The organism is Streptomyces viridochromogenes DSM 40736 (assembly GCF_000158955.1).
GTDB classification, from domain to species: Bacteria; Actinomycetota; Actinomycetes; order Streptomycetales; family Streptomycetaceae; genus Streptomyces; species Streptomyces venetus.
Window position 1 is genome coordinate 3,528,871 of sequence record NZ_GG657757.1, and the last position, 24,765, is coordinate 3,553,635.

Sequence of the window (24,765 nt, forward strand, 5' to 3'; positions counted from 1 at the left end):
ACGAGCGGTGTGCGTCAGCCGGTGGCCGCGTCCGCGCGGACCGCCGGGCGGCGGCTCGCTATCACCTTGCGGGCGAGCGCGCGCGGACTGGTCAGGAAGCCCCAGCCCCACGACATGTGCATGGTGGCCAGCGCCACCGGGATCTGCAGCCGGGCCTTCAGCGGCAGCCCCTTGCCCGCCGGAAGCGAGCCGAGGAGGATCGCCGCGAGATAGCCGCCGGGCACCACGAATCCCCACGGCGTCAGCACCGCGCCCACCAGGATCCCGGCCGCGATCGCGCACACGGCGGCCGGCGGGGCGAGGTAGCGCAGGTTGATCGAGCCCTCGTGGAAGCGGGCGACGACGTGCCGCCAGCGGCCGTAGTCCTTGTACTGCTTGGCGAGCGCCTTCACGCTCGGCCGCGGCCGGTACGACACCCGCAGCTCCGGCGAGAACCAGACCAGCCCGCCGGCCTCACGGATGCGGAAGTTCAGCTCCCAGTCCTGGGCGCGGATGAACTCCACGTTGTAGCCGCCCTGCTGCTCCAGCGCCTCGCGCCGGAAGACTCCCAGGTAGACGGTCTCGGCCGGGCCCGCCTGCCCGCCGGTGTGGAAGGCGGCGTTGCCGACCCCTATCTTCGAGGTCATCGCGGCGGCGACGGCGTGCTCCCAGTCGTTCTCGCCCTCGGCGTGCATGATGCCGCCGACGTTCTGCGCGCCGGTCTCCTCCAGGAGCCGTACGGCGGTGGTGATGTAGTCGGCCGAGAGCATGCCGTGCCCGTCGACACGGACGACGATCGGGTGCCGGGAGGCGTTGATCGCGGCGTTGAGGGCGGCCGGCGTACGGCCGGTCGGGTTCGGGACGGTGTGGACACGCGCGTCTTCGGCCACGAGCTCGGCGGCGATCTCGTCCGTGCGGTCCGTGGACGGACCGAGGGCGATCACGACCTCCATCTCGCCGGCGTACTCCTGCGCGAGGATCGCTTGGACTGCTCCCCGCAGATGCCGTTCCTCGTTGAGGACGGGCATGATCACAGAAACGGCGGGGAGCCGCACGTCGGGATTGGCGTTCATAGAGGCCTCACGTTACCGCGAACGGGGGACACCGGTGCGCGCCGCCGGGGCGGTTCCCGCAGGCCGCAGATCGTATCGGCCTACGGTGTCACGGATCTCACGTACGGCCGCCGTCCGGAGGTATCCCCTTGCCCACGCCGCCGCGATCCCCTCGGACCACCACCGCCCCACAGCGCCGCCCACAGCCCTCCCCCGGCCGTGCCCCGCGCAGGGCCGCGCCGTCCGGACGGGCCCGGAAGCCGCGCTGGGGTCTGCGGGTGATCACCACGCTGTCCGTGGTGGTCCTGGCCTCCGCCGGTATCGGGCACGCGGTGATGACCAGCCTGGAGGCGGACATCGTCCGGGTCGACCCCTTCAAGGACATGAAGAACCGGCCCGAGGCGGGCCACGGCATGAACGTCCTGCTCGTGGGCACCGACGGCCGCGACAGGATCGGCGCGGAGGAGCGGCGGAAGTACCGGCTCGGCGGCGCGCCCTGCCACTGCACCGACACGATCATGATCGTGCACATCTCGGAGGACCGGGAGCGGGCGAGCGTGGTCAGTCTGCCGCGCGACTCCTACGCGGTGACGCCCGCGCACGTCGACCGCACGACGGGCGCACGGCACGGGGGCCATCCGATCAAGCTGAACGCGGCGTACGCGGAGGGCGGGCCGCAGCTGACCGTGCGGACCGTCGAGAGCATGACGAAGGTGAAGATCGACCACTATCTGGAGGTCGACTTCACCAGCTTCATGAAGACCGTGGACGTGGTCGGGGGCGTGCGGATCTGCACCGCCGCCCCCCTGAGGGACAGCTACACCGGCCTCGACCTGCCCGCCGGGCAGCACACGCTGGAGGGCGGGCAGGCGCTGCAGTACGTACGGGCCCGGCATGTCGACGGAGCCTCCGACCTGGGCCGGATGAAGCGCCAGCAGCGCTTCATGGCGGCGCTCGTGGACCGGGTCACCTCCTCCGGGATCATGCTGAACCCGATGAAGTTCCGGGACGTGACCCGGGCGGTGCTCGGCTCGGTGCGGGCCGACAAGGGCTTCGGCACGGACGAGATGCTGGACCTGGGCCGGGCCATGCGGAACTTCTCCCCTTCCTCCTCCGAGTTCACCACCGTCCCCATCGGGGGGATGGGGTACGCCGTGGAGGGTGTCGGGTCGACGCTGAAGTGGGACCCCGCGAAGTCGGAGCGCCTCTTCCACGCCCTGCGTGAGGACCGGCCGCTGTCCGCGCACCGGCCGGGTGGCGCGGTCCCGCTGGTCCCGGTCGCTCCGCAGCGGATCAGCGTCCAGGTGGAGAACGGCACGAGCACGCCCGGCCTCGGCCGCCGGGTGGACGCGGCGCTCGCGGCGGCGGGCTTCGTCACGACCCGCACCCCCGTGACCCACGCCACCGACGACGTGAAGCGCACGGTCGTCGCCTACGACCCCCGCTGGGACCGCTCGGCGAAGTCCCTCGCGACGGCCCTGCCGGGCAGCGAGCTCCGGCCGGTCGCGGGCCTGGGCGCGACCCTGAAGGTCATCGCGGGCACCGACTTCGACCGCGTCCGCAAGGTGCGGGCGGAGGACCCGGAGCAGGGTGGGGACGGGGTGGTCCGTGGGGACGAGGTGGCGTGCTCGTAGCGCGTCGGCGCGTCAGTCCTCGTACCCCTCCGCCGCGCGCTTCTCGCGCAGTTCCATGATCGCGCGGCGGCGGGCCAGGCGGTGGGTGCGGCGGATCTGGGCCTCCTGGTAGCGGCGCTTGTCGCGTTCGGTCTCCGGGAGGACCGGCGGGACCCGGCGGGGCTTGCCGTCGGCGTCGACGGCCGCGAAGACGAGGTAGGCGGAACCGACCTGGGTGGGCGGGGCCGACTCGTTCCAGCGCTCGGCGAGGACCCGGACACCGACCTCCATGGACGTCCGGCCGGTCCAGTTGACCTGCGCCTTGACGTGCACGAGGTCACCGACGCGGACCGGCTCCAGGAAGGCCATCTCGTCCATGGAGGCGGTGACGGCCGGCCCGCCGGAGTGCCGCCCGGCCACGGCCCCCGCCGCGTCGTCGACCAGCTTCATGATCACCCCGCCGTGCACCGTCCCCAGAAGGTTCGTGTCGTTGTGGGTCATGATGTGGCTGAGGGTGGTTCGGGAGGCTGATGTCGCCTTGCCCGGGATATCCGAGGCGCCGGAATCCGCAGCTGAGGCCTGCTCTGTCATGGCCCCTACCTTAGGGGCGCTTTCACTATGCCCGCCCGGGTCGCGCGCTCATAGTGAAAGCACCCCTTATGCCGTCGCCATATGAGGGGGATTTGTGTCAGCTTCGCCACAGCCGTGCTCTGATTTTCCGACGACTCTTGTATGGCGCACTACGGAGACCTGCACACTGGGCCGCATGAATGATTGGCCCGAGGGATGGTCCGGCGACAACCGCGGCGGCCGGTACGGACGCGGCAGCTCCAGCTCACAGCCCGAGAGCGCCCGTGTCATGCGGCAGGTCCGCCGCGGTCCGGCGGCGTCGCCCGGGCAGGCCGGCTACGGCGGTGCGCCGCAGTACGTCGGCGGAGTACCGCAGCAGCCGTCGTACGTCGACGGCGGATACGCCGAGCCGCCGGGCGGCTACGACAGCGGCTACAACACCGGCCAGGTCTACGGCTCGCCCGGTGGCAGAGGCCCCGGCGGACCGGACGACGGCCTGTACGAGCCGCGCCCCGCGCCCAACTGGCGCCGCCGCATCAAGGTGACGGTCATCACGCTGGCGACGGTGCTGGTCGTGACGAGCGTCGCCACGTACTTCTGGGCCGACTCCAAGCTCAACCGCGACGTCGACCTGTCGAAGGTCATCGACCGGCCGGAGGCGGGCGAGGGCACGAACTACCTGATCGTCGGCTCCGACAGCCGTGCGGGCATGTCGGCCGAGGAGAAGAAGAAGCTGCACACCGGGTCCGCCGAGGGCAAGCGCACGGACTCGATGATGATCCTGCACACCGGCAGCGGCGCCCCGACGCTGGTCTCGCTGCCGCGTGACTCGAACGTCACGATCCCGTCCTACAAGGGCTCCGACTCCGGCAAGCTCTACCCGGCCACGGGCCGCCAGACGAAGCTGAACGCCGCGTACGCGGAGGACGGCCCGGAACTGCTGGTCCGTACCGTCGAGTCCAACACGGGCCTGCACATCGACCACTACGTGGAGATCGGCTTCGGCGGCTTCGCGAACATCGTGGACGCGGTCGGCGGCGTCGAGATGGACATCCCGCAGGACATCAAGGACACCAAGTCCGGCGCGGACTTCAAAAAGGGCAAGCAGACCCTCAACGGCGAGCAGGCCCTCGCCTTCGTCCGCACCCGCTACGCGCTCGCCGGCTCCGACCTGGACCGTACGAAGAACCAGCAGAAGTTCCTCTCGGCACTCGCCAGCCAGGTCGCCACCCCGAGCACGGTCCTCAACCCGTTCAAGCTCTACCCGACCATGGGCGCCGGCCTCGACTCCCTCGTGGTCGACAAGGACATGGGCCTGTTCGACCTGGCCGACATGTTCTGGGCGATGAAGGGCGTCAGTGGCGGCGAGGGCAAGTCCATGAACATGCCGATCGCGGGCAACTCCGGGAACGGCAACCTCCAGTGGGACACCACGAAGGTGAAGACCCTGGTGAACGAGTTGAAGAACGACGACAAGGTCACCGTCTCGAGCAAGTGAGCACCGGGCAGCGCAGAGGGGGCACCCCGTGGGGTGCCCCCTCTGCCGTGAGCCGGTCGGCTTGCCGTGTGCCGGCCGGCGTGATCCGGCCGGCATGAGCCGGTGCTCACATCGTGGTGGCCGACATCGAGCGGCACGTGTCCGCGCAGCGGCGGCACGCCTCGGCGCAGCGCATCATCTGGTCGTCGTCCGGCATGGACATACACGCCTCGGCGCACATGTCACAGGCGCGGGCGCACATCGCGCACATCTCGGCGGACAGCGGCGAGCGGCGCATCATCATGTCGGCGCACATGCGCGTCATCTCGGCGCAGTCCATGACGGCACGCATGATCTGCATCTGGGCCGGGCCGCCCATCTGCAGGCAGGAGCTTATGGTCTCCTCGCACACGCCGTGGCAGGTCATGCACGCCTGGACGCAGTCCTGCATCTCCTTGCTCAGCGGGGCCGTGGTGGCGGGCTGCTGGGTCATGGCTTCCTCCCGGGGAGACGGCGAGGGCCGGGGCCGGCCCCCGTGTCTTCCGTCCTACGCCTGCCCGGCCCCGACCGCCACGGGGCGGAAGGACCTAATCCGCTCGGCGGGCGCGGGGTTGGACACCGTGGCGAAACGCGGATCGCCCTCCTGGCCGGACGGGCAGGAGGGCGACCGGTGAAGCGGGGCGGCCTTACGGCAGGTTGCGGGCCATGACGATGCGCTGCACCTGGTTGGTGCCCTCGTATATCTGCGTGCTTTACAGGTCATATGGCGTTGACCTGCACGAACATACCCTTCAGGAGGTACTCCCCCAGCATTTCCCCATGATCACTACCGAGGGGTGCACCGACATCGCTTGTCACGTGAGGGAGGCCACCGCATCCGCTATCAGGGAACGTGCCGCTGCTCCCCTCGCGGCCACCTGTGAGAGCCGGTCAAAGGCTCGGGCGTACAGCTCGACCTGGCTTGGCTGCGTGAGGGTGGTAGCAGCATCCAGCGTGTCCGCGTGCACCCTGCTGGCGTCGAAGATCGTGAAGGTGGGCATCGGCCACATAGTCCGCTGGGTCGAGAACGGGACGATCCCCACGGCAACGTTCTGGAGATCCATGACCCCGAGCAGATGACCAAGCTGCGCTGCCATCGTCTCTGCGCTGCACAGCCGGTACCGCAACACGGACTCCTCCAGTACAAACGAGAACCGGCGTGTGCCATTGCTCAGCACTCCGTTACGCCTCATGCGGGCCGCCACAGCGTCACTCACGTCATCCGGGGTTCCTCGGAAGTCTGCGATGGATGACAGCAGGGCAGTGGCGTATCCGGGCGTCTGGAGGAATCCGGGAATCACGTCGGAGACGTAGATCCGGAATAGCTTGGTTTGTTGGTACAGATCGCCTGTGGACTCTTGCAGGCGACGTAGGCCGCTCCGCTGGAGTCGTTTCCACTGCACGTGAGCATCGGCGGACTGTCTGTTAGCCGCGATCAAGTCGGGGACCTGATCATCAGCGGCGCAGGCTCGGCACCACGCTCTGATGTCCCTATCGGAGGGAGGCGTCTTCGCGTTCTCGATCCTGGATGACTTCGACTCTGACCAACCGCACCTGACGGCCAGCTCCCGCCCGCTGATCCCCGCATCCTTCCGGATCTCATGCAGACGGCCGGCCAGCTCTTCGCGGGCCTGCTGAACGCGTGAGGACGGGTGTGTGGGCACGGAGCTGGCTTTCGTCAGATCTTGTACAGGTGGTGCGGGATCGCTCGCTCCCAAACCGCTTCGAAGGCGGCGGAGCACAGCTTCACGGCTTCTGGGTCCGCCGTAATCTCGTCCTCCACCACCGCACCGTCACCTGAGAAGTGATGCACCCGGAGCAGCGCACCATCGAACAGCCAGAAGTCATTCCCTGGCAGAGGGATGCTCGTGGCCCGTCGCCGGGGCAACCACCGCACTTCCTCACCGGCCGTGATGTTGGCGCGTGTGACGTAGTGCTCCCACCGGATGTAGTCCGATACTGGCTCGGAGATCACCCGTGCCCGGCGGATCACCACACCCCGGGCCACGGTGTCCGCGATCAACTGGTCGTAGGGGTGCCACCAGGATTCGCGGTCCTCCCAGTTGATCCGCTCCCCCCGCTTCCATGCCTCGAACCGATCCGTTGGCGCGTAGGAGTCGCGCAGCTCCAGGTGGACGGCGGACCGCTCGCACTGGCCAAGCAGCTCAGCGAAGCTGGGCACGCTCGACGGCATCACACGCCTCCCTGATCATCGGAATCATCCGGGCCGGAATCCTCACGATGGCTTCGCTGTCGGGCACCGGACCGTTCGCGGGGCTGCTTGCCTCGCAGTCCGCCTGAGTCTCGGTGTTCGGCTTCCACCCCTGCAACAAGATCTCCTGAGCTTCGGCGTCGGCCCACACGGTGGGGCAGTGGTCCCGGTCCGTGTCGGGGTCGATTCCAATGAACTCTACGGCCATGGCTGGCTCCCTGGTCTAGGTGCTTGCTCGGGCTTGCATCAGCTTCGTTGACCTGTAGAGACAGCGTCAATATGGCTACCAGCTACGAGAATTGACATGCAAGCTCGTGCAAGTTTGTGGAGCCCGACAGTCGCCACTTCCTACGGTCGGCACATCGACGCGGAAACGATCGGGAGGGCACGGTGTGATGGGCGAAAGCAGGCCGCGGGGTAGCGAACCGGCTGATCATCTGGGCAGCAGTGAGGCCCGACAGTTCCTCTCCCGTCTCTCCGACGCATTCGGCGTAGGCGGCGTGCTCATGGTGCATAAGAGCGATCCTGGCCCCGAAGGCGCCGACATGGCGCCAGGTTCGGCCCTGCGCTGGCCCCGGTGCGAGTGCGGGAGCCCGAAGTGTCCTGACTACAAGACCCCGCCGAATGGGCCGACAGAGGGACTGAGCAGCAGAGTTGCCGAGGCCAACGCGCGGAGCCGTAGGGGCGGGCTGTGAGCATCAGAACGGCGATGCGGTACGTGATGCACAAGATCACCGAGCACCCGGATGCAGACGTGACCTTTGAGGCTGAGTGCCTGCACTGCAAGTGGAAGGCGACACCTTCCACCGAGTCGGCGTCTGTCGATGTGGAGTGCATGAGCCACACCGGGCGCTCCGGTCACGCCGGTTTCCGACGTATCAGGACCTCGTTCGCCATGGTCGTTCGCGCCGAGTAAAGCCCCTGGCGCAGTGTGGGGGACCTTGACTCCCGCCCGGTACGGGCGGCGGCGCTCAGTCAGCTCCGGCCGTCGGGCCGGGGCTTGTCTTTGTTTAGGCACTCCTCTTCTTGACCGATTCGGGACGGTTGTCCGGCCACCCCTCCGCCTTGGCCTTTTGAATCTCCTCAGCGAAGCGTTTGCGGTAGTAGTTGATACCCAGGTCATAGTGGTAAGTCCAGGGCGAGGCCCAGAGGAACCAGTCCCGACGTCTCCGGTCTGCTATCTCGGCTGCAACCTTGTCGAGGTCATCGAGCAGACCCAGCACTCCTTCATGTATAGACAGGTACATGTCCCGAAGGCTCAAGCCGCTTGTGTCTGACTTCTGGGCTGTGCCCTTCCCGCTCCACCGGTGGCGCAGATCCCATCCGATGTACAGCTCAGCCGGAGTCTTGTCGCCCTTCTGCCGGTTGCAACGGTGGCAGGCCGGCACGAGGTTCGACATGTCGTCGGCTCCCCCGTCAGAGAACGGTATGACGTGATCCATGGTCTCTGAGGCCCCGCCGCAGTACACACAGCAACCGTCGTTGGCCTCAAGGACGCACAACCACACCCAAAGACGGTGTTGTCGACGTCTCCGACTCTTGAGGAACACCAGCTTCAGCCCTTGCCGACGTTGCGAGCGTCGCCGTCGATGGTGATGTTGTTGGAGCAGCCGTCCGGGTCTTCCGGGTGGTTCTTCGCGCACCACTTGTCGATCTGGTCGTCACACTCGACCATCTTGTTCGCGTCCGCGTTACTTACGCCGGACACGCCAGCCCACCGCTTCGCACAGGCCGGCGGCCCGTCGTTGTGGTTGATGTGCGAGCTGATCCAGCCGCCCGAGGCGCCGATGATGCAGGCGACGAGAAGCACCTTCGGCCAGCCGTAGCGGTCGACCAGTCTTCGCAGAGGGCGCCGGCCCTGTGTCGTTTGCGTGTAGATGTACCCCCCACATGGTTCGTGTGGTCGCCGATCATAAGTGCTTAATTGGTGAACGAGTAGAGGAGGCTCGTGAAGACGGCGCTCCCCACTCCTGGCACCATCCCCGGACGGTCTGTCTCTCCGAGGGGTCCGTCCCTGCAGGACGGGCCTGCCACACCTTGACGAGAGACCGGCAAGGTGGAGTGGGCCGAACGGGCAGCGCGTCCGCTCCGTGGTGTCCTACAGTGCGAGGGCGGCGGAGACCAGGAAGCGGCTCCTAGTGGCCGAGCACCGCACGAACTTTACGGTCGTCAAGGTTCCGATCTTCGGGGGGAAGAGCTGATGCCCATCAGCATGGAAGGCATGCCTAGGAATTTGCAGGGCGTGGTCATGGACTTGGCGTTCAAGGGCATGATCGAGTTGTTCAAGAACGCCGAAGACCGCTCCTTTGCGTGGGACGAGAGTGGAGACATCCGCGCAGCGGCCACCTTCAACCTCCTCCCCGAGCGTCCGATCCGGGTGGAGGTCGTAAAGCGCCGTAACGGCCTCATTAGCGTGCAGTTCCCCCCGGTCAAGGTCATCAAGGGTCAGGCGAAGAGGAAGCCTCCTCGACGCTGAGGCGTGAAACGAAAAAGGGCCCGCCCCCTGGGGGGCGGGTTCATTATCTCTCAACCCGCGGTAGAGGGGTCTACCTCGGGTTTTGAGGGAAATAAAAGAATCGCCCCCGGTTGCCATGAGGCAGCCGGGCGCTTTTCTTTGTTTCCGCGTCAGCCCTCCCAACTCTGCTGAGGAACCTTGTAGTCGGTTAGCTATCAAGCCTGTTCCACTTGCTAGTGACTCTGCAGCCTGCCCCGCACCGGCTTAAGCCGGTGGATGCTTCGGCCTCTCGCTGGGCTTCACTTGCCGGTGATGCCCCGTTCCGTCCTTTCCTAGATCGAACGCAAGATCACCCAGCACCCGGACACTGACGTGACCTTCGAGACCGAGTCCCGACATACGAATGCGGCTGGCAGGCCCCCCCCCCGGTCGACGGACAGGGCCGCCGTTCATGTCGAGTGCACGAGCCATACCGGCCGGACCGGACATGGCGGCTTCCGGCGCCTCTGCACGTCCTTCGCCATAGTGGTGCGGAACGAGTAGCAACCTGATGTGCGCGCCGAAGTCGGCCTAGACGCACTTTGACGGCTACACGGCTGACACCTCCGAGCCCCTGCAAGATGTCCCCCGTGGCTGGCAGGGGTAGGCCCATGTCTCTCGCCAAGAGGCAAGCGCACTGTCAGGGCTCGGGAGTAGGATTCCTGCACACTCTGACTGCGCAAAAGGGGGGCACGTGGTCGACTGGGCCGGACTCATCAGCACGCTTGTCTTCGGCTTCGCTGCCGGAATGGTCACGGCTTGGCGGAAAGCCTCGCTTGAGGCAACCATGATCTGGGTTGACGATCTCCGGCACCGCGTCGAGATCATGAAGGGTGACCGGGAGAAGAGGCAACAGCTCCGGCACGTCAAGATGGACGAGGATCGTGCCGTTGAACTGAGGGGTGCTGAAGAGGAGCGTAAGCGGATTAAGCGTGCGCACCTTGAGCTGGCAAAGGCATTGCCGATCGCCAATGAGGTAGTGAAGACCTGGGCTGTTGAACCGGATAGGCATCGGGAGCTTGTTGCTGAGCTTCGGACCAGCCTGGAAAGGCTTTCCAGTCACGGAGTGAAAATCGAACATGATATTGATAACTGGCGCAATCCATTCTCTCATGAACTGAAACGTATCGCTAAGAATCTCGACACCGAGATGCATAAATATGCCGCGCTGCGAGGTAGGTAAGCCGCACTGCCCCAGGTCACCATGGGCGCCATATGTACCTTGAAAAATGAGGAAAGCCCCCGCCGTAGCGGGGGCCTTACATCCGAGCGTCACTAGATCAAGGCAGCAAACGGGTTATCAGCCTGCACTTCCACAGGCGCGGTCTGGGCAGGGATGCGAACGGTGATCCGCTTGGGTGTGGCCTTGACTGCGGCGGCCACCCTAGATGAGGCAGCCTGCTGCTTGCTGCTCTCCGAGCTGGCCGGCCGCTGCTTTTCCCCGAACGAGTAGAACGTAACCGGGCGGCCCTGCTTCCCGTTGCGGGCCTGAGTCATCACGACGGCCGGGATGGCTTCCACAGCAGCCTTGGACACTCGAAGGAACGGCAGCAGATCACTGGAGGACGCCTTACCTCCCAGGCTGGCAATGCGCTCCCGAACCTTCTCCTCAAGCGTCCTCACGGGCGCCTTGGCGGCAGTCGCCTGCCCACGGGTGAGCACCAGGACGTCACGCACGGAACGGCGCACCAGAGAGAACGCAGCCAAGAGGATGTCTTCCGTAATCACCTCGGTCATGTCGGCCGCTGCGAGGCAGGCCGCGACCCTGAGCGTCTGCTCGGCCGTGCGCTGGATCATCGCAGCTTCAACCTCAGGCAGGGACTCACTGAGAATGGAGCCGTAACGACGGATCACGTAGAAGAGGTCTTCAGCCCAGGCGTCCATGACCATGACGCGAGGCTTGGCCGTGGCCCAGGTGTACGCCTCAGAGAACGGGTCGACATGAGGCAGGGCCGACCGCTTCCGGATCAGGTGGGCCCCGCCCAGGATCACAGGCAGGATGCGGTTGTACGAGCCGCCCGCGGCCTCATCGGCACTAACGTACTTGTTCCAGTCAGACGGGGTGCAATGGGTGTGCATGACCATGCGCGGGTCACGCACTTCCTGAGGGCCTTCCTTGGTCGTGTTCCGCAGCACGGAACCGTCCCAGGCCAACCGCAGCTTGCCCGTGAAGCTAGGGTCCCTCTTCACTCGCCTCAGCGTCTCCTGCCACTCCTCCTCTTCCACAAAGAGGCGCACGTCGGTGCCGTGCTCAGTCTCGGCAGACGCCTCCTAGGCCTCATAGAGGGCGTTCACCAGGGAGGCCCCCGAGGTAAGGCCAGAGGCAGTGTGGGTATCCAGGAACCGGCCGAGGCCCGGCCCTGCTATGTGCTTGGCCGCACGGAGGGCAGTGCCCTTACCGCGTCCCGTTTTGGCCACCAGGGCGGACCACACGAGGGGGGCACGACCCTCCACCGTGACCGTGCCACTGATGGCAGCGGACCACAGGCTGAGGGTCGCCATGTAGATGCCGACCGGATCGGTCTCGACCTTGGGAGCAACCGTCCTCACGGCCTCACCGACCGGGCCGTACAGCTCAACCTGCGTGCTCACGCTGCCCCCTCCATATCCATTCGCTGTACCTGAATCCATCGGCCGGCCTGCTTGGCCTCTGCCTTCCAGTGGTTCGCATTCGGCAGTGCCAGCGGGAGAGCGTCTGAGCCATCGGCCGGAATGATCACGACCTTCACCCGGGCCGACCTGCTTCCCGTCGCCACCTCACCAGTGACCTGATGAAGCGTGGCCCGGTCGGTCGAGACGATCCCCTGGTAGTCACGGCCATTTGTGCCGGTCCACTTCACCCAGGAGCCTGCGGAGAACGCCTTACGGCTCGGCTTGGTGGGGAGGCTGCCCCGGGCCGACCGCCATACGGTCGTGTCCTTGGGCGTTGGGTGCTTGCGAGCGACCCTCTTGGGAGCGGGGGCCGCCACTACCGCGGCCCCGTTCTCAGACTTCCTCAGGCCGCCGACGCTTTTCCCGCCAGGTCCGCCTTGTAAGCCTCCCGGATCTTGCTGCTGATCCGGCCCTTCGAGGCACAGGGCACACCGTTGAGCTTGGCCCAGGCCCGGATCGCTTCCGGGCTACCGGCCTCAGGCTCAGTGCTGCGAACGGCGTAGACCTTGGCCACAGCAGGCACAGAGTGAGGGAACGTCAGCACACCGGCCGAGACAGCGGCCCTGACTGCGCCCGGCTGCTCAATCGTGTCCAGGCACGGGAGTGTCTTCTCACTGGCGTCCAGCAGCTTGCCAATGGCGTTGGCCCCGTTGGTGCCCACGATGATGCCCACGGTGTCACCCTGCGCCTTGTGCACCGTCTTGTAGCCCAGGTTCGTCAAGGCCGTGCGGTAGTCGCTCACGTCGTAGTCATCAGGCAGGCCAGCCACAACGACACTGCCCTTGCGCTCCACCTCAGCTACAGGCGCAGCCTCAGCAGGCTGCTCAGCAACGGCCTCAGGCTCAGCCTCGGTCACGTCCTGGCGCTCATCCACCTCAGGCACGGACACAGGGGCAGCGGCCTGAGGCACAGTGCCGTCACCCATGCCGAGGGTGTCTATGAGGTAGCGACCGAAGGTGACACTGTGGGTGAGGCAGAGGTCCCACGCACGGTCAGAGGCACCCTCGACAGAGGTGGCCAGAGACAGAAGCTCGGTCGCCTCCGCCTCCTCGCCCTTGCGCAAGCACGCATCGCAGAACGTCTTCTCGATTTCGACTACAACCGTCTTGCGCATTGCCCGCTTCCTTTGCCTTGAGAGTCGACTGATATCGGCCCGCCACCTGACGTCTACCTACGTCTCTAATCTCTCATCCATTCAAAGAAAACCCATCCCGGAACGATCACTCCAAGATTTCGAACTGATTGCAAAGAATGGATCGAATTTGAATTGAATGCATGATGAAACCGGGGGTAATGCTGGAATTCGATTGAAAAGGACCCACCGGGGGTGCCGTTCTTCGACCGCGTTTGCCAATCAGATTACGAGATCCCCTGGTCGCCATCCCCGGGGATCTCCTCCAGAACCTTCCCTATAACGTCTCGGACAATTCTGTAGCGTTTCTTGGGCGGCTCAGGCCGCTTGGGGTACCCCGCTTGCTTGGCCTCCTGAATGTCGCGTTCGGCGAGCGTCCTTCCCCATGACAGGGCAAAACTGCCCCTTCCGGTCGACCAAAAGCCATCAAAGAACCAATCACGCCGTTGCGCGTCCCCTATTTCCTCGTAGGCCCCGACCAGAAGGGCATTAATGTTCTGGTAGACGTAGTCGATCTGCCCATTAAGCCATTCAAGTCCCTGTTCGCCATGCGGTGTGCTCCCCATAGAAATTTGCTTGTACCAGCCACCTCGCGAGACGCGGTCTGCAATCCACGTGAGAACGGACCTGTCTGCCTTTTCTTGGTTGCATCTTTTGCAAGCAGGGACCAGGTTCTTCCAGTTATCCGCACCGCCGTGAGCGAATGGTATTACGTGATCCATGACCTCCGACTTCGCGGCGTCGCAGTAAACACACCTTCCCTCGTTGGCCATGAGGATCATGAGTTGAAACCAGGTGTCGAACTTCTTGCGCTTCCTGCCCAACGCCCCTCCCAAATCGGTGCATCGGACTGTAGCGGCTGCCACTGACAACGAGTCAGGGGCCTTGACAGCACTCGAAGCAGCGCGACCCGATGTGTCTCAAGCGTTCACCCCATGGGCGAGCTTCGCCGGTCACAGCCCAACCGACGTGAACAGCGAACTCCTGGAGGCAGGCTGGACACTGAGGCTCAGTCCAGGGGCATTCGAAGCCGGGACGATGCACACCACCACGAGTCTCAGCGGCCCCGGCCTTCGCTGTGCGGCGGGCGCTCACTCGGCATCGCCCTCAAATGCCCACCCAAGTCGCTTCATACCCTCTGCGGTGAGGCCCAGGGCCCCGGCAAGGTGACGGAACTCCATCTGATGAGTGCTGGTGGCAGTGCCATCAAGGATCTTGCCGAAGTAGGTGAGCATCACAGCCACGGTCGGGATGAACGACTCGTCCCACATGGCGGCTTGCGGAGACTCCCACCACTGCCGCCATTGATCCCGTTCAGCCTCCGTCCAGTCCCGGACGGCCGGCATGTCAGGCACGGGGAGCCCGTGGTCGGAAGGCAGTTCCACCAGCCCCTTATATCTGGAATGGGGACTGTTCGGGTTTCGGAACTTCGGCATCTCATCACCTCTCAAGCAAAACAAAGGCCCCCTGCTGCGTGCAGGGGGCCGGTTCGGCAAAAATTGTCAGGCTGCATCTTCCTCGGGCGGTGCAATGAAGCCATCACACTCAGCCAGGTTGCCTCGATACGGATCGATGATCCCCAGGTCCTTGGCGCTCTCGAACGTGAGTCGACCGTCTGATGTGGTCCGCCAGGCGTTCACCTCTTCCCCGAGCGCCCCAGAGAAGCCGCGCCACTTCGGCCGGGTCAGCTCTGCGCCGGTTACGGCCCACAGGAAACGGCTGACGCTGTCTGTCAACTGTGCCCGTGCCACTTCCGCCTTGGCGATTGCGGCCCGGTACTGCTTGAGTGCCCGCTCAGACTGTTCGAACCCCTGGCGGGCCAGTTCCGGCAGCTCCTTCACGATGGCGCCTGTTACTGCGGACTCGGCCTGCTCCACAGCACGGGCTAGGGCAGGCTCTACCCGCTCATACTCCTTGACTCTCGAACGGACCTCGGCCAGATACTCATCCCGATCGGGAAGCGGTCGGCCGTCGGCTACGGCCTGCATCTCCTGCTCCCTGAGTTCCCTATCCGCTCTGCGCAATGCGGGAACGTAGTAATCACGCGACACGTGGCCGTGGCTGTCATCGATATACTGACGAGCGCAATCCGCATTCTCCGTTCTGTACTTGCGGTGGCGTTCCTCCAGCTCGTCACGCTTGTGAATCAGTTCCAGAGTCTCGTCAGAGAGCTGGAATGCAGACAGGTCAAATCCCTTGTGAGTAATAGTCATACGTGGCTCCTCAGATGTCAGATACGGCCGAACAGTAGGTCGTCAAAATGGCCCTCGCGTCGGGCCTGGGCAATCTGCTCCGGCGACATGTGGGCGAGATCGTCCCGCGTGTACTGCGCGGGCCCGGCCTCCTGCATCACTTTCAGAATTTCGTCTCGGATCATTGCGTGCATTGGGTCATTGCTCATCGTTCTTCTCCTTGGCTATTCGTTAAATCCCGGGGGATTTACTCTCACGGTCCTTCAACTCTGACGGCCGGCATGGCCTCGGAAATCGGTTCTGCGTCGCTCATTGCGACACCTCCTAGGGAACTTAACGAGAGAAGAATATGTAGTAGAGAGAAGGGCCGCTCTGAGGCGGCCCTATAACTCACAACAGGACAACGTAAGAGAAGACAGGTCCCTTACCCCGCACATTTACTTCACAGGGTGTGGGACTGACTCTGTGTTGTCACTGCTGTGTCTCACAGGCAGGTATCCGCAGAGCTGCATTCGAGCACCTTCACAACATGCTCTGGACTTCAGACAGGCCCGGACTCTCGTCCGCGTCGACGGTTCACCGCCCAGTGAACGCCAACTCCAAGGGAAAGCTCCCTCACTCCTATAAAAAATCGGACAGGGCCCGTCCTCACTCGCCCATGCCGAACGGTTCCATGCGTTCCACCGTCCCCCTCGTGCACAGGAGTGCCCCAGGTAGGTTCGCCTCTCTCCAAGGGCGAGCGGATCCGATGACGGCTATCTTCCGGTCCCGTCTCGCTGTCTGCCCCAGGTAGTCCCCTATCTTGGCGGCCCGGCTGTCCTGAAACCATCTCTCTACTGTCTTCCGGTCTTCCTCGTTCGAGTACATGACGATGCTGTCTACGTCGGTCTTGTCCTCGCTCCGCCACTCATCCCAGAGGTAACGATGATTTCCCTCATCGAGATCTGTCGACGGGCAACTGCGCCACCAAGGCCGTTCGACAACATCCTGTCGGACGGATTCTTCCTGCACTGTCAGGTTGTCCGCTTTGGCCGGTGGGCGGATGTTCCACGCTTCGTAGGCGATTCCCTGACGCTCTTGTTGGCGACGGATAGCGCGGTTCTGGTTCTGTCGCTTCACGCCGCACTGTGGGTGATTGGGATTCGTCACCGGGTTTGCCCCTCGCCTCCCTTTGGGGCGGAGGAACGTCCATTCCTCCTTGCACCATGCGCAGACCAATTGAACGCGCTTCGTTTCTACTGCTGCCATTCCATCCTCACGTCGGAAACAGAAAAGCCCCCGGTTTGCCTCGGGGGCGTTCGCTTCTCGCGGTTCTTCAGTTCTGGTCGTCCAGCCACTTTTCCAAGTCGACCGGTCGGCAGCGGAGGGACTGTCCTACCTTCCGGAACGGGATCTGTTCGGCCTTCCAGTTCCCGTACACCCAGGAACGGGGCTTGTTGAGATAGTCGGCTACGTCATCAACGGTCATCAGCTTGGCTAGCGCCATCCGTCCTCCAAGAAACAAGAAAGCCCCCGAAGACCCTCGGGGGCTCATGCGTATGAAGTGCTAGGTCGTTCAGCCGCCTTAGCTACCTGCTTCAGGCATTTCCTCAAGTACTGCTGTGGCCTTGTCCGTCAACTCTCCACCCGCCTTACCGGCAACTGTGGTCAGGAAGCCGTCCCTTCTGGCCCGCTTCAGGTGATCCTTCACCGTCTCAGGTCGCCGGCCGATGAGCCGTGCCAGCCACGGAATGGGCGCAGGAGCCCCAAAATCCGCCATGGCGGTGTACGTGGCAACAAGCAAGGCCAAGTACCGCTCTGAGACGCCTTCGCCCTCCAGGGCGAGCCCCGCCGCCTCTCCCATCCCATTCAGCTTCCCTGCCACCTCCTCCAACGTTCGCTGGGCTTCGGGAGCCTGCTTGGCCAACTCCAGGGCTGCGGCTACATCGAGCCTGCGCAGGACAGTGGTCGAGATGCCCCGCGCCACCTCGCGAGCAGGGGCATCTTCGGCCGGCTCGATGGTGATCCGCTGCGGCCCCCCGTTGACCGGCCCCACGGGCCACCACATGCGGACCGCCCAGGCGCCCTGCTGCTGAGTGATCTCGAACCCGCTGTCATCCGCTTCCATATCACTCAACTTAACACACCCAGGGGGTTCCACCCTGTGTTGACAACCCCGGGTGGTCAATGCGCAAACTTGAAGACGCCGGGGAGTGACCGGCGCGACGGCGGGGCGGGCCCGTACGTCGGCAGCAGCAGGAGGGGGCCGCTTCAGTGGCAAGGGCATGGGTCGCGCGGTCAAAGGACGACCCGAAGAAGTGGACGACGTTCTGGTACGACCCGGACGGCAAGCAACGACAGAAGACGTTCGAGACCAAGAAGCGGGCTGATGACCAGCGCAAGCGCAAGGAACAGGAACTCGACGCCGGGACCTACCTGGACGACCGCTTGGGCAAGCAGCCCGTGACGGCCGTGTGGGAGCAGTGGACCAATCAAAGGAAGCTGGAGAACAGCACCAAGAAGCAGTACCGGTCCATCCTCAACACGACCATTGAGCCGTTCTTCAAGGCCCGTTCCATCGTGTCCCTGAAGGTCGCAGACGTTGAGCAGTGGCTCTTGTGGATGGAGCAGGACCGGAAGCTCTCCGCCCGCACACGCCGTCAGCGATTCTCGTTCTTCTCCGGGATGATGGACTGGGCTGTCGTTAACGAGATCATCGGCCGGAACCCGTGCAAGAAGGTCAAGGGCGCCGGAAGCCGCGCCAAAGAGATCCGGGAGCAGAAGAGCACCGCAAGGCGGCTCACGACGCGGGAAGTCCTGGCGATGCTGGATGCCGCCCCTCCGCGTTACCGCGCGATGCTGTGGCTCATGGCTGGGTGCGGCCTGCGGCTGGGTGAGGCCATGGCGGTGTCCCGCGATCAGATCGACTTCAAGGCCGAGACGCTTCGGGTCGACTTCCAGATTGCGGAGGACGGAGCCACCGAGTCGGGCAAGAACAGCGCCATCCAGCGTCGGCACATCAAGGCTCGCGACGAAGGCGAGCCAGGGCGTTCCGTCCCCCTCCCGCCGAATGTCGCCTTCGAGCTTCGGCGGCACATCAAGAACCACGGCGTATGGGGGCCGGAGCGGCTTCTCTTCCCCAACGTGACGCGGACCGGCTACCTCTACGCGTCGTACTTCTATCCGAAGATCTGGATGGAGGCTCTGGGCAAGGGACAGGTGAAGTACTGCAAGGCCCACTCACTCCGGCACTACTACGGGTCGCGACTGCTGTACGCCGGAGTCCCCGAGAACGATGTGGCCGACTGGATGGGCCACAGCAGTACGGACGTGCTGAGGGAGCACTACCACTACATCTTCGAAGGGGCCGAGCAGCGTGGCCGGGCGGCCATCGCGACGATGTTGACACCCGGCGCCGACGACCCGACGGAGGCATCAGAGGTCGCCTGATCCGTGTACGACAACAGCCCCCGGCGTCGCGCCGGGGGCTGTGTTGTTTGTGCAGGTCAGTGGCTGTTTGCAGTCCGGCTTCCGCCCAGGATTCCCCCAGCATGACGCCCAGGAACGCCTCTGATCGGGCCGCAACGGGCAGAAAGCCGAAGGTCTCCCTGCGGACCCTCGAAACAGCTCCTGACCTGCAAAAACCCTGCTAGGGAAGGTTCCTTGCCATCACGATCCGCTGAACTTGGTTCGTGCCTTCATAAATCTGGGTGATCTTGGCGTCCCGCATCATGCGCTCCACCGGGTAGTCGCGGGTGTAGCCGTACCCGCCGAGCAGCTGGACGGCGTCCGTGGTGGCCTCCATGGCGACGTCCGAGGCGAAGCACTTGGCGGCGGCGCCCAGGTAGGTCAGGTCGGCGTCGCCGCGCTCGGAGGCGGCGGCGGCCTGGTAGGTCAGGGCGCGGGCGGCCGAGATCTTCATGGCCATGTCGGCGAGCATGAACTGGATGCCCTGGAAGTCGGCGATCGGCTTGCCGAACTGCTTGCGCTCCTGGACGTAGCCCTTGGCGTAGTCCAGCGCGCCCTGGGCGATGCCGAGGGCCTGGGCGGCGATGGTGATGCGGGTGTGGTCGAGGGTCTTCATCGCCGTGGCGAAGCCGGTGCCCTCCTCGCCGATCATGCGGTCGGCGGGGATGCGGACGTTGTCGAGGTAGACCTCGCGGGTCGGGGAGCCCTTGATGCCGAGCTTCTTCTCGGGGGCGCCGAAGGAGACGCCCTCGTCGGACTTCTCGACGACGAAGGCCGAGATGCCCTTGGAGCGCTTGGTGGGGTCGGTGACGGCCATCACCGTGTAGAACTCGGACTCGCCGGCGTTGGTGATCCAGCGCTTCACGCCGTTGAGGACGTAGTGGTCGCCGTCGCGGACGGCCTTCGTCTTCATGCCGGCGGCGTCGGAACCGGCGTCGGGCTCGGAGAGGCAGTAGGAGAACATGCCGTCGCCCTTGGCGAGCGGGGACATGTACTTCTTCTTCAGCTCCTCGGAGCCGGAGAGGATCACCGGGAGCGAGCCCAGCTTGTTCACCGCCGGGATGAGGGAGGAGGACGCGCAGACGCGTGCGACCTCCTCGATCACTATGACGGTGGCCAGGGCGTCGGCGCCGGAGCCGCCGAACTCCTCGGGCACGTGCACGGCGTGCAGGTCGTTCGCGACCAGCGCCTCGAGCGCCTCCCGCGGGAAGCGGGCCTCCTCGTCCACGGCGGCGGCGTACGGCGCGATCTTCGCCTCGGCCAGCGAGCGGACGGCGTCACGGAGCATGTCGTGCTCCTCGGACGGGCGGTACAGGTCGAAGTCAGCCGATCCGGCCAAGGTCTCTCACGCTCCAAAACGCTGCGATGCTGACGCTAACTACCGTTAAGTAATCAAAAGTTTATGGGGTCGTCCCCGGGAGTGATACGTGAGCTAGACGACAGCGGAGAAGTTGCCCAGTGAAGCGCCTTCCCATGCCCCGGCTATGCTCGGGCGCGCACCACATGCCGTAGACCCCTGGAGCACCCATGGCCCTGAAGATCACCGTGATCGGCACCGGTTATCTCGGCGCGACACACGCGGCGGCCATGGCCGAGCTCGGCTTCGAGGTGCTCGCCCTCGACGTCGTGCCCGAGAAGATCGAGAAGCTGGAGCGCGGCGAGGCCCCGATGTACGAGCCGGGGCTCGACGAACTGCTGCGCCGGCATGTCGCCGGGATCGAGGGCTCCAGCGGCCGGCTGCGCTTCACGCGGGACTGGGCCGAGGTCGGTGCGTTCGGGGACGTGCACTTCGTCTGTGTGAACACTCCGCAGCGGCACGGCGAGTACGCGTGTGACATGTCGTACGTCGACGCGGCGATCGCGTCCCTCGCCCCGCATCTGCACGGTCCGGCCCTGGTGGTCGGCAAGTCGACCGTGCCCGTCGGCTCCGCCGACCGGCTGGCGTCCTACCTGGCCGCGCACGCGCCCGCCGGTGAGGACGCCGAGCTGGCCTGGAACCCCGAGTTCCTGCGCGAGGGTTTCGCCGTCGACGACACGCTGCACCCGGACCGGCTCGTGGTGGGCGTGCGCAGTGAGCGGGCCGAGAAGCTGCTGCGGGAGGTGTACGCCACGCCGATCGCCGAGGGTTCGCCGTTCGTGGTCACCGACTTCCCGACGTCCGAGCTGGTGAAGACCTCGGCGAACTCCTTCCTCGCCACGAAGATCTCGTTCATCAACGCCATGGCGGAGGTGTGCGAGGCCGCGGGCGGTGACGTCGCCAAGCTGGCGGAGGCCATCGGCTACGACGACCGGATCGGGAAGAAGTTCCTGCGGGCCGGGATCGGCTTCGGCGGTGGCTGTCTGCCGAAGGACATCCGGGCGTTCATGGCACGCGCCGGCGAACTGGGCGCGGACCAGGCGCTGACGTTCCTGCGGGAGATCGACTCCATCAACATGCGCCAGCGCGGGCAGATGGTGGAGCTGACCCGGCAGGCGCTGGGCGGCGGGCCGTTCCTGGGGAAGCGGGTGGCCGTGCTGGGCGCGACCTTCAAGCCCGACTCGGACGACGTCCGGGACTCCCCCGCGCTGAACGTCGCCGGGCAGATCCACCTCCAGGGCGGCCAGGTGACGGTCTACGACCCCAAGGGCATGGACAACGCCCGCCGCGTCTTCCCGACCCTCGGCTACGCCGACACGGCGCTGGAGGCCGTGCGCGGGGCCGACATCGTGCTGCATCTGACGGAGTGGCGGGAGTTCCGCGAGCTGGACACCGAGGCCCTCGGCGAGGTCGCGGCGGCCCGGGTCGTCCTCGACGGCCGCAACGCCCTCGACCCGGAGCGCTGGCGCAAGGCCGGCTGGACGTACCGGGCGATGGGTCGGCCCAGGGCCTGAACGTGCCTGGAACGCCGGAAGATGCCTGAAGGCGTCTGAGAAGGGTGACGCCGGTTCGGCCGAGGCTCAGTCGGCCGAACCGGCGTCACGTGCATTCTGCCCCACCGGGCCCTCACGCGGGCGGGTCACGCCCCTTTCGCCCGGTAACGGCGCATCTTCGCGCGGGCTCCGCACACCTGCATCGAGCACCAGCGGCCGCGGCCGGCCGGGCTGCGGTCGTAGTAGGCCCAGTGGCAGTCGGCGGCTTCGCACGCCTTGAGCCGGGTCCAGGTGCCGGCGACCAGGGCCTCGGCGACGGCGGCGGCCACCCGGGCGGGCAGGGGGCGGTCGTCGGCGGGGGTCAGGGCGGCCGAGCCGTCCGTGGTGTCGACCGTGACGACGAGGGGCGTGCCGGCCAGCAGGTCCCCGAGCGGGGTCACCTCGCGGTGCGGCGGGTGACCGGCGTGGGCGAGCAGGACCGCACGCAGTGACTCGCGCAGGACCCGGGCCTGCTCGGCCTCCCCGTCCCGGGTGATCCCGAACCGGGCCCGGCCCTCCGCGGTGTCCAGCGAGTCGGCGCCCGACTCGATGTCCAGCGTGTTCACCAGGGCCTCGACCAGGGCCAGGCCGCCGGGCGCGGGTGATCTCTCCGTCATGGCTGGACCGTACCTCTCGCGTATTCCCTTGCGAGGTTACCGCCATTGCGGGATCATGCAGTAACGGTTACCGGTTACCCGGATCCGAAGGTAACAGCGACTTCGAGGAGGAAGTCATGGCTCTCGCCAAGCTGGGTGTCGTCGTCCTGGACTGTCCCGACCCACACGCACTGGCCGCCTTCTACGCCGAGGTGCTCGGCGGCACACCGACGGTGGAGAGCGACGGGGAGGACGAATGGGTCGACCTGAAGGTGCCGGGCGGCACGCCGCTGGCCTTCCAGGCCGCCCCCGGGTTCGTACCGCCGCGGTGGCCCTCGCCGGACCACTCGCAGCAGTTCCACCTCGACCTGGAGGTGGAGGACCTGGACGCGGCCGAGAAGGGCGTGCTGGCGCTCGGTGCGAAGCCCCTGGACGCGGAGGACCGGTCGCGGTCCTTCCGGGTTTACGCCGACCCGGCCGGGCACCCGTTCTGTCTCTGTGCCTGTTGACCCCTGGAGGCCCCATGTCCGCAGTGGCACGTTTCCGTTCCGTGGTCGTCGACTGCCCCGATCCGCGCGAACTGGCCCGCTTCTACGCGCAGGTCGGGGGTGGCACCCCCGAGGACGACGACCCCGACTGGGTGGTGCTGCGGATTCCCGGCGGGCCCCGGCTCGCCTTCCAGCGCTCGCCCGGCTACTCCCCGCCGGAGTGGCCCCGCTCGGACCGCAACGCCCAGCAGTTCCACCTGGACTTCGACGGTGGTTCGACCTGGGAGGAGATCGACGCGGCCGAGGAGCGGGTGCTGGCGCTGGGGGCTCGGGTACTGGACAAGGAGGACTACGAGAAGAAGGACTTCCGGGTCTACGCGGACCCCGTGGGGCATCCGTTCTGCCTGTGCCGGATCGAGCACGGCTGATCCGGCCGGGCGGGCGGGACGCTCACCCGTCCAGCTCCGAGATCTTCGCCGGTGACGGTGCGCGGCGCTGCCGGGCGGCGCGGGCCGTGAAGTCCGTGCCGCGCAGCAGCCGCTGGACGTTGCCCCAGGTCAGGAGGGCCACATCGGCCTCCTCCCAGCCGCGTCGCAGCAGCTCGGCGATGAGCCGCGGATAGCAGGAGATGTCGCCGAGCTCCTGCGGGTGGGCCGAGCCGGCGTCGTACGTGCCGGCCAGGCCCACGCACCGCGCTCCGGCCACGGCCCGGATGTGATCGAGGTGGTCGGCGACGTCGCGGACGCTCGGGCCGGTCTGCTCGGCGGTCAGCGGCACCAGACACAGCCCCTTGGCCGCGCCCAGCTCCGCCAGCAGTTCGTCGGGCAGGTTGACCGGGTGAGGCCGGATGGCGCGGGCGGCGGAGCGGCTGCACAGCACGGGCGCCCGGGAGAGGCTCAGGACACGGCGGATGGTCTGCGCGGACGCGCCGGAGAGGTCCGCGATCACACCGAGCCGGTTCATCTCGCGCACGACCTCCTCGCCGAACCGGGTCAGCCCCGCCTCGCTCGCCCAGGAGACACCGGTCAGCGTCAGCGCCCGCAGACCGAGCAGGTGCAGCTGGCGCAGGATGCCCAGCGAGTCGCCGATGGCCGGGGCTCCGGCGGGGCCGAGGAGCACGGCGACCCGGCCGCAGTTGCGCGCGTCCGCGACCTGCCCGGCCGTGGCGGCGAGCCGCAGCCCGTCGTCGCAGGTCCGGGCCACGGTCTTGGCCAGGTCCAGCTGCTCCAGGGTGGCGCCGACGGCCCGGTCGCCGTCGAACCCCTCGGGCAGGTGCAGCGACCAGAACAGCGCGCCCACATGACCGCCGCGCAGCCGGGGCACGTCCGTGCCGACGGTGCCCTCGCCGAGCTCCAGGTCGTAGTAGGACAGGCGCTTGAGCGCCCAGGGCAGTCCGTTGTAGCCGTCGGCGACGGGGTGGGCGGCGAGGATGGCGTGGGCCCGGACCATCGGCGCGTCGTCCGGGTCGGAGACCGGCTCGTAGGACTCGGCCGTGATGACGCCGTCGTCGGGGTACGGCTCGGCCAGATCGTCTAGATCGCCGGCTGTGGCGCTGGGGCGCAGGTCGTTCTGGAGGTCTGCCATGGGGGCTCCGTACGGTCCTCGTGCAGTACCGTCACCGTCGCACGGAGCGTGGGGCTGTACCTGGTGGGCGGGGCGTTCGGAGTACGGCGGAAGGCGCGCTCAGGGCGGCCGCGCCGCCTCGCTCACCTCGTCCAGGGTGCCGCCGGAGCGGACCGGGTGGGGTGTGGCGCGGGCGGAGGGTCCCGGCGCTCGTCGAGCGGCTCGCGGGTTGGCATATCCGCAGCATGTGCGCGCCGCACCGGACACGCGGGTGTGTTCCGGGAGGTGCGTGCCGGATGGCCCGGGTGATCGCGCGGCTCGGGGCGCCGCCCGACGAGACGCGCGAGCGGGAGTGGACGTACGTGGGCGG

Annotated in this window: 30 protein-coding genes; 8 read left to right on the forward strand and 22 right to left on the reverse strand. The window is 66.3% G+C overall.

Annotated elements, in window-relative coordinates; genetic code table 11:
* Nucleotides 1–14 precede the first annotated feature (14 nt).
* On the reverse strand, nucleotides 15–1,052 hold the full coding sequence (locus SSQG_RS15325; RefSeq protein ID WP_039932788.1) for a glycosyltransferase family 2 protein: 1,038 nt from the start codon (nucleotides 1,050–1,052) through the stop codon (nucleotides 15–17).
* 128 nt (nucleotides 1,053–1,180) lie between these two features.
* Here SSQG_RS15325 and SSQG_RS15330 point away from each other — a divergent pair, with 128 nt between their 5' ends.
* Nucleotides 1,181–2,665, forward strand: a complete 1,485-nt coding sequence (locus SSQG_RS15330) for an LCP family protein (protein ID WP_003990694.1) — start codon at nucleotides 1,181–1,183, stop codon at nucleotides 2,663–2,665.
* Between the two features lie 12 nt (nucleotides 2,666–2,677).
* Here SSQG_RS15330 and SSQG_RS15335 read toward each other — a convergent pair whose 3' ends face one another.
* The gene (locus tag SSQG_RS15335) at nucleotides 2,678–3,235 is read right to left on the reverse strand and encodes an acyl-CoA thioesterase (RefSeq protein WP_003990695.1); all 558 of its coding nucleotides are present in this window, start codon (nucleotides 3,233–3,235) and stop codon (nucleotides 2,678–2,680) included.
* A gap of 175 nt (nucleotides 3,236–3,410) precedes the next feature.
* Here SSQG_RS15335 and SSQG_RS15340 point away from each other — a divergent pair, with 175 nt between their 5' ends.
* A complete protein-coding gene (locus SSQG_RS15340; protein WP_039932789.1) occupies nucleotides 3,411–4,712 on the forward strand; it encodes an LCP family protein in 1,302 nt (433 codons plus the stop codon).
* A gap of 106 nt (nucleotides 4,713–4,818) precedes the next feature.
* Here the strand turns inward: SSQG_RS15340 and SSQG_RS15345 are convergent, their stop codons facing one another.
* The 6 genes from SSQG_RS15345 to SSQG_RS15375 form a co-directional block, all read right to left on the reverse strand.
* Nucleotides 4,819–5,184, reverse strand: a complete 366-nt coding sequence (locus SSQG_RS15345; protein WP_003990697.1) for a four-helix bundle copper-binding protein — start codon at nucleotides 5,182–5,184, stop codon at nucleotides 4,819–4,821.
* Nucleotides 5,185–5,545: 361 nt separating this feature from the next.
* Entirely contained in the window at nucleotides 5,546–6,394 is an 849-nt protein-coding gene (locus SSQG_RS15350; RefSeq protein WP_003990698.1) for a helix-turn-helix domain-containing protein, read from the reverse strand.
* A 14-nt stretch (nucleotides 6,395–6,408) separates the two neighbouring features.
* Nucleotides 6,409–6,924, reverse strand: coding sequence for a DUF6879 family protein (locus tag SSQG_RS15355; protein ID WP_039932792.1), 516 nt, complete (start codon nucleotides 6,922–6,924; stop codon nucleotides 6,409–6,411).
* The gene (locus SSQG_RS15360) at nucleotides 6,896–7,150 is read right to left on the reverse strand and encodes a hypothetical protein (protein ID WP_003990700.1); all 255 of its coding nucleotides are present in this window, start codon (nucleotides 7,148–7,150) and stop codon (nucleotides 6,896–6,898) included. Before SSQG_RS15360 ends, SSQG_RS15355 begins: the two co-directional genes overlap by 29 nt.
* A gap of 802 nt (nucleotides 7,151–7,952) precedes the next feature.
* A complete protein-coding gene (locus SSQG_RS38205) occupies nucleotides 7,953–8,588 on the reverse strand; it encodes an HNH endonuclease signature motif containing protein (protein ID WP_338117255.1) in 636 nt (211 codons plus the stop codon).
* Nucleotides 8,498–8,752, reverse strand: coding sequence for a hypothetical protein (locus SSQG_RS15375; protein ID WP_003990703.1), 255 nt, complete (start codon nucleotides 8,750–8,752; stop codon nucleotides 8,498–8,500). Before SSQG_RS15375 ends, SSQG_RS38205 begins: the two co-directional genes overlap by 91 nt.
* A gap of 390 nt (nucleotides 8,753–9,142) precedes the next feature.
* On the opposite strand from SSQG_RS15375, the gene SSQG_RS15380 reads away from it, so the two are divergent.
* Together SSQG_RS15380 and SSQG_RS41360 are read left to right on the forward strand one after the other, a co-directional pair.
* The gene (locus SSQG_RS15380) at nucleotides 9,143–9,418 is read left to right on the forward strand and encodes a hypothetical protein (protein ID WP_039932794.1); all 276 of its coding nucleotides are present in this window, start codon (nucleotides 9,143–9,145) and stop codon (nucleotides 9,416–9,418) included.
* A gap of 712 nt (nucleotides 9,419–10,130) precedes the next feature.
* The gene (locus SSQG_RS41360) at nucleotides 10,131–10,619 is read left to right on the forward strand and encodes a hypothetical protein (RefSeq protein ID WP_039932797.1); all 489 of its coding nucleotides are present in this window, start codon (nucleotides 10,131–10,133) and stop codon (nucleotides 10,617–10,619) included.
* A gap of 92 nt (nucleotides 10,620–10,711) precedes the next feature.
* On the opposite strand, the gene SSQG_RS15390 is transcribed toward SSQG_RS41360, so the two are convergent.
* The 11 genes from SSQG_RS15390 to SSQG_RS15415 all read right to left on the reverse strand — a co-directional run bounded on the left by SSQG_RS15390 (nucleotide 10,712) and on the right by SSQG_RS15415 (nucleotide 17,519).
* Nucleotides 10,712–11,674 carry a hypothetical protein gene (locus tag SSQG_RS15390; protein ID WP_003990706.1) on the reverse strand — a complete coding sequence of 321 codons (963 nt, stop codon included), beginning with the start codon at nucleotides 11,672–11,674 and terminating at the stop codon, nucleotides 10,712–10,714.
* 33 nt (nucleotides 11,675–11,707) lie between these two features.
* The gene (locus SSQG_RS42710; protein WP_052310288.1) at nucleotides 11,708–12,028 is read right to left on the reverse strand and encodes a hypothetical protein; all 321 of its coding nucleotides are present in this window, start codon (nucleotides 12,026–12,028) and stop codon (nucleotides 11,708–11,710) included.
* A complete protein-coding gene (locus SSQG_RS41365) occupies nucleotides 12,025–12,276 on the reverse strand; it encodes a hypothetical protein (RefSeq protein ID WP_158681047.1) in 252 nt (83 codons plus the stop codon). The genes SSQG_RS42710 and SSQG_RS41365 overlap by 4 nt, the downstream gene beginning before the upstream one ends.
* A 155-nt stretch (nucleotides 12,277–12,431) precedes the next feature.
* Nucleotides 12,432–13,202, reverse strand: coding sequence for an Lsr2 family DNA-binding protein (locus tag SSQG_RS15395; protein WP_003990708.1), 771 nt, complete (start codon nucleotides 13,200–13,202; stop codon nucleotides 12,432–12,434).
* Nucleotides 13,203–13,447: 245 nt separating this feature from the next.
* The gene (locus SSQG_RS39185; RefSeq protein WP_244299134.1) at nucleotides 13,448–14,044 is read right to left on the reverse strand and encodes an HNH endonuclease; all 597 of its coding nucleotides are present in this window, start codon (nucleotides 14,042–14,044) and stop codon (nucleotides 13,448–13,450) included.
* A gap of 267 nt (nucleotides 14,045–14,311) precedes the next feature.
* A complete protein-coding gene (locus SSQG_RS15405; RefSeq protein WP_003990710.1) occupies nucleotides 14,312–14,656 on the reverse strand; it encodes a hypothetical protein in 345 nt (114 codons plus the stop codon).
* A 66-nt stretch (nucleotides 14,657–14,722) separates the two neighbouring features.
* The gene (locus SSQG_RS15410) at nucleotides 14,723–15,433 is read right to left on the reverse strand and encodes a hypothetical protein (RefSeq protein ID WP_003990711.1); all 711 of its coding nucleotides are present in this window, start codon (nucleotides 15,431–15,433) and stop codon (nucleotides 14,723–14,725) included.
* A 17-nt stretch (nucleotides 15,434–15,450) separates the two neighbouring features.
* On the reverse strand, nucleotides 15,451–15,621 hold the full coding sequence (locus SSQG_RS41370) for a hypothetical protein (RefSeq protein WP_158681049.1): 171 nt from the start codon (nucleotides 15,619–15,621) through the stop codon (nucleotides 15,451–15,453).
* 439 nt (nucleotides 15,622–16,060) lie between these two features.
* Entirely contained in the window at nucleotides 16,061–16,561 is a 501-nt protein-coding gene (locus SSQG_RS41375; protein WP_003990712.1) for a hypothetical protein, read from the reverse strand.
* 166 nt (nucleotides 16,562–16,727) lie between these two features.
* Nucleotides 16,728–16,946: a helix-turn-helix domain-containing protein gene (locus SSQG_RS39190; RefSeq protein WP_338117257.1), complete on the reverse strand. Its 219-nt coding sequence runs from the start codon at nucleotides 16,944–16,946 to the stop codon at nucleotides 16,728–16,730.
* A gap of 30 nt (nucleotides 16,947–16,976) precedes the next feature.
* Nucleotides 16,977–17,519 (reverse strand): hypothetical protein, encoded by a 543-nt coding sequence (locus SSQG_RS15415; protein WP_003990714.1) that lies wholly within the window; start codon nucleotides 17,517–17,519, stop codon nucleotides 16,977–16,979.
* 146 nt (nucleotides 17,520–17,665) lie between these two features.
* Between SSQG_RS15415 and SSQG_RS15420 the strand changes: the two genes are divergently transcribed.
* A complete protein-coding gene (locus tag SSQG_RS15420; RefSeq protein WP_003990715.1) occupies nucleotides 17,666–18,841 on the forward strand; it encodes a tyrosine-type recombinase/integrase in 1,176 nt (391 codons plus the stop codon).
* Between the two features lie 199 nt (nucleotides 18,842–19,040).
* Here SSQG_RS15420 and SSQG_RS15425 read toward each other — a convergent pair whose 3' ends face one another.
* A complete protein-coding gene (locus SSQG_RS15425) occupies nucleotides 19,041–20,198 on the reverse strand; it encodes an acyl-CoA dehydrogenase (protein ID WP_003990716.1) in 1,158 nt (385 codons plus the stop codon).
* 188 nt (nucleotides 20,199–20,386) lie between these two features.
* Here SSQG_RS15425 and SSQG_RS15430 point away from each other — a divergent pair, with 188 nt between their 5' ends.
* Nucleotides 20,387–21,730: a UDP-glucose dehydrogenase family protein gene (locus SSQG_RS15430; RefSeq protein ID WP_003990717.1), complete on the forward strand. Its 1,344-nt coding sequence runs from the start codon at nucleotides 20,387–20,389 to the stop codon at nucleotides 21,728–21,730.
* A gap of 125 nt (nucleotides 21,731–21,855) precedes the next feature.
* On the opposite strand, the gene SSQG_RS15435 is transcribed toward SSQG_RS15430, so the two are convergent.
* Nucleotides 21,856–22,365 (reverse strand): CGNR zinc finger domain-containing protein, encoded by a 510-nt coding sequence (locus tag SSQG_RS15435; RefSeq protein ID WP_003990718.1) that lies wholly within the window; start codon nucleotides 22,363–22,365, stop codon nucleotides 21,856–21,858.
* Between the two features lie 116 nt (nucleotides 22,366–22,481).
* On the opposite strand from SSQG_RS15435, the gene SSQG_RS15440 reads away from it, so the two are divergent.
* On the forward strand, nucleotides 22,482–22,853 hold the full coding sequence (locus SSQG_RS15440) for a VOC family protein (RefSeq protein ID WP_003990719.1): 372 nt from the start codon (nucleotides 22,482–22,484) through the stop codon (nucleotides 22,851–22,853).
* 14 nt (nucleotides 22,854–22,867) lie between these two features.
* Nucleotides 22,868–23,260 carry a VOC family protein gene (locus SSQG_RS15445; RefSeq protein WP_003990720.1) on the forward strand — a complete coding sequence of 131 codons (393 nt, stop codon included), beginning with the start codon at nucleotides 22,868–22,870 and terminating at the stop codon, nucleotides 23,258–23,260.
* A 22-nt stretch (nucleotides 23,261–23,282) separates the two neighbouring features.
* On the opposite strand, the gene SSQG_RS15450 is transcribed toward SSQG_RS15445, so the two are convergent.
* Complete coding sequence (locus tag SSQG_RS15450) at nucleotides 23,283–24,416, reverse strand: dipeptidase (protein ID WP_003990721.1); 1,134 nt, start codon at nucleotides 24,414–24,416, stop codon at nucleotides 23,283–23,285.
* Nucleotides 24,417–24,765: the final 349 nt, after the last annotated feature.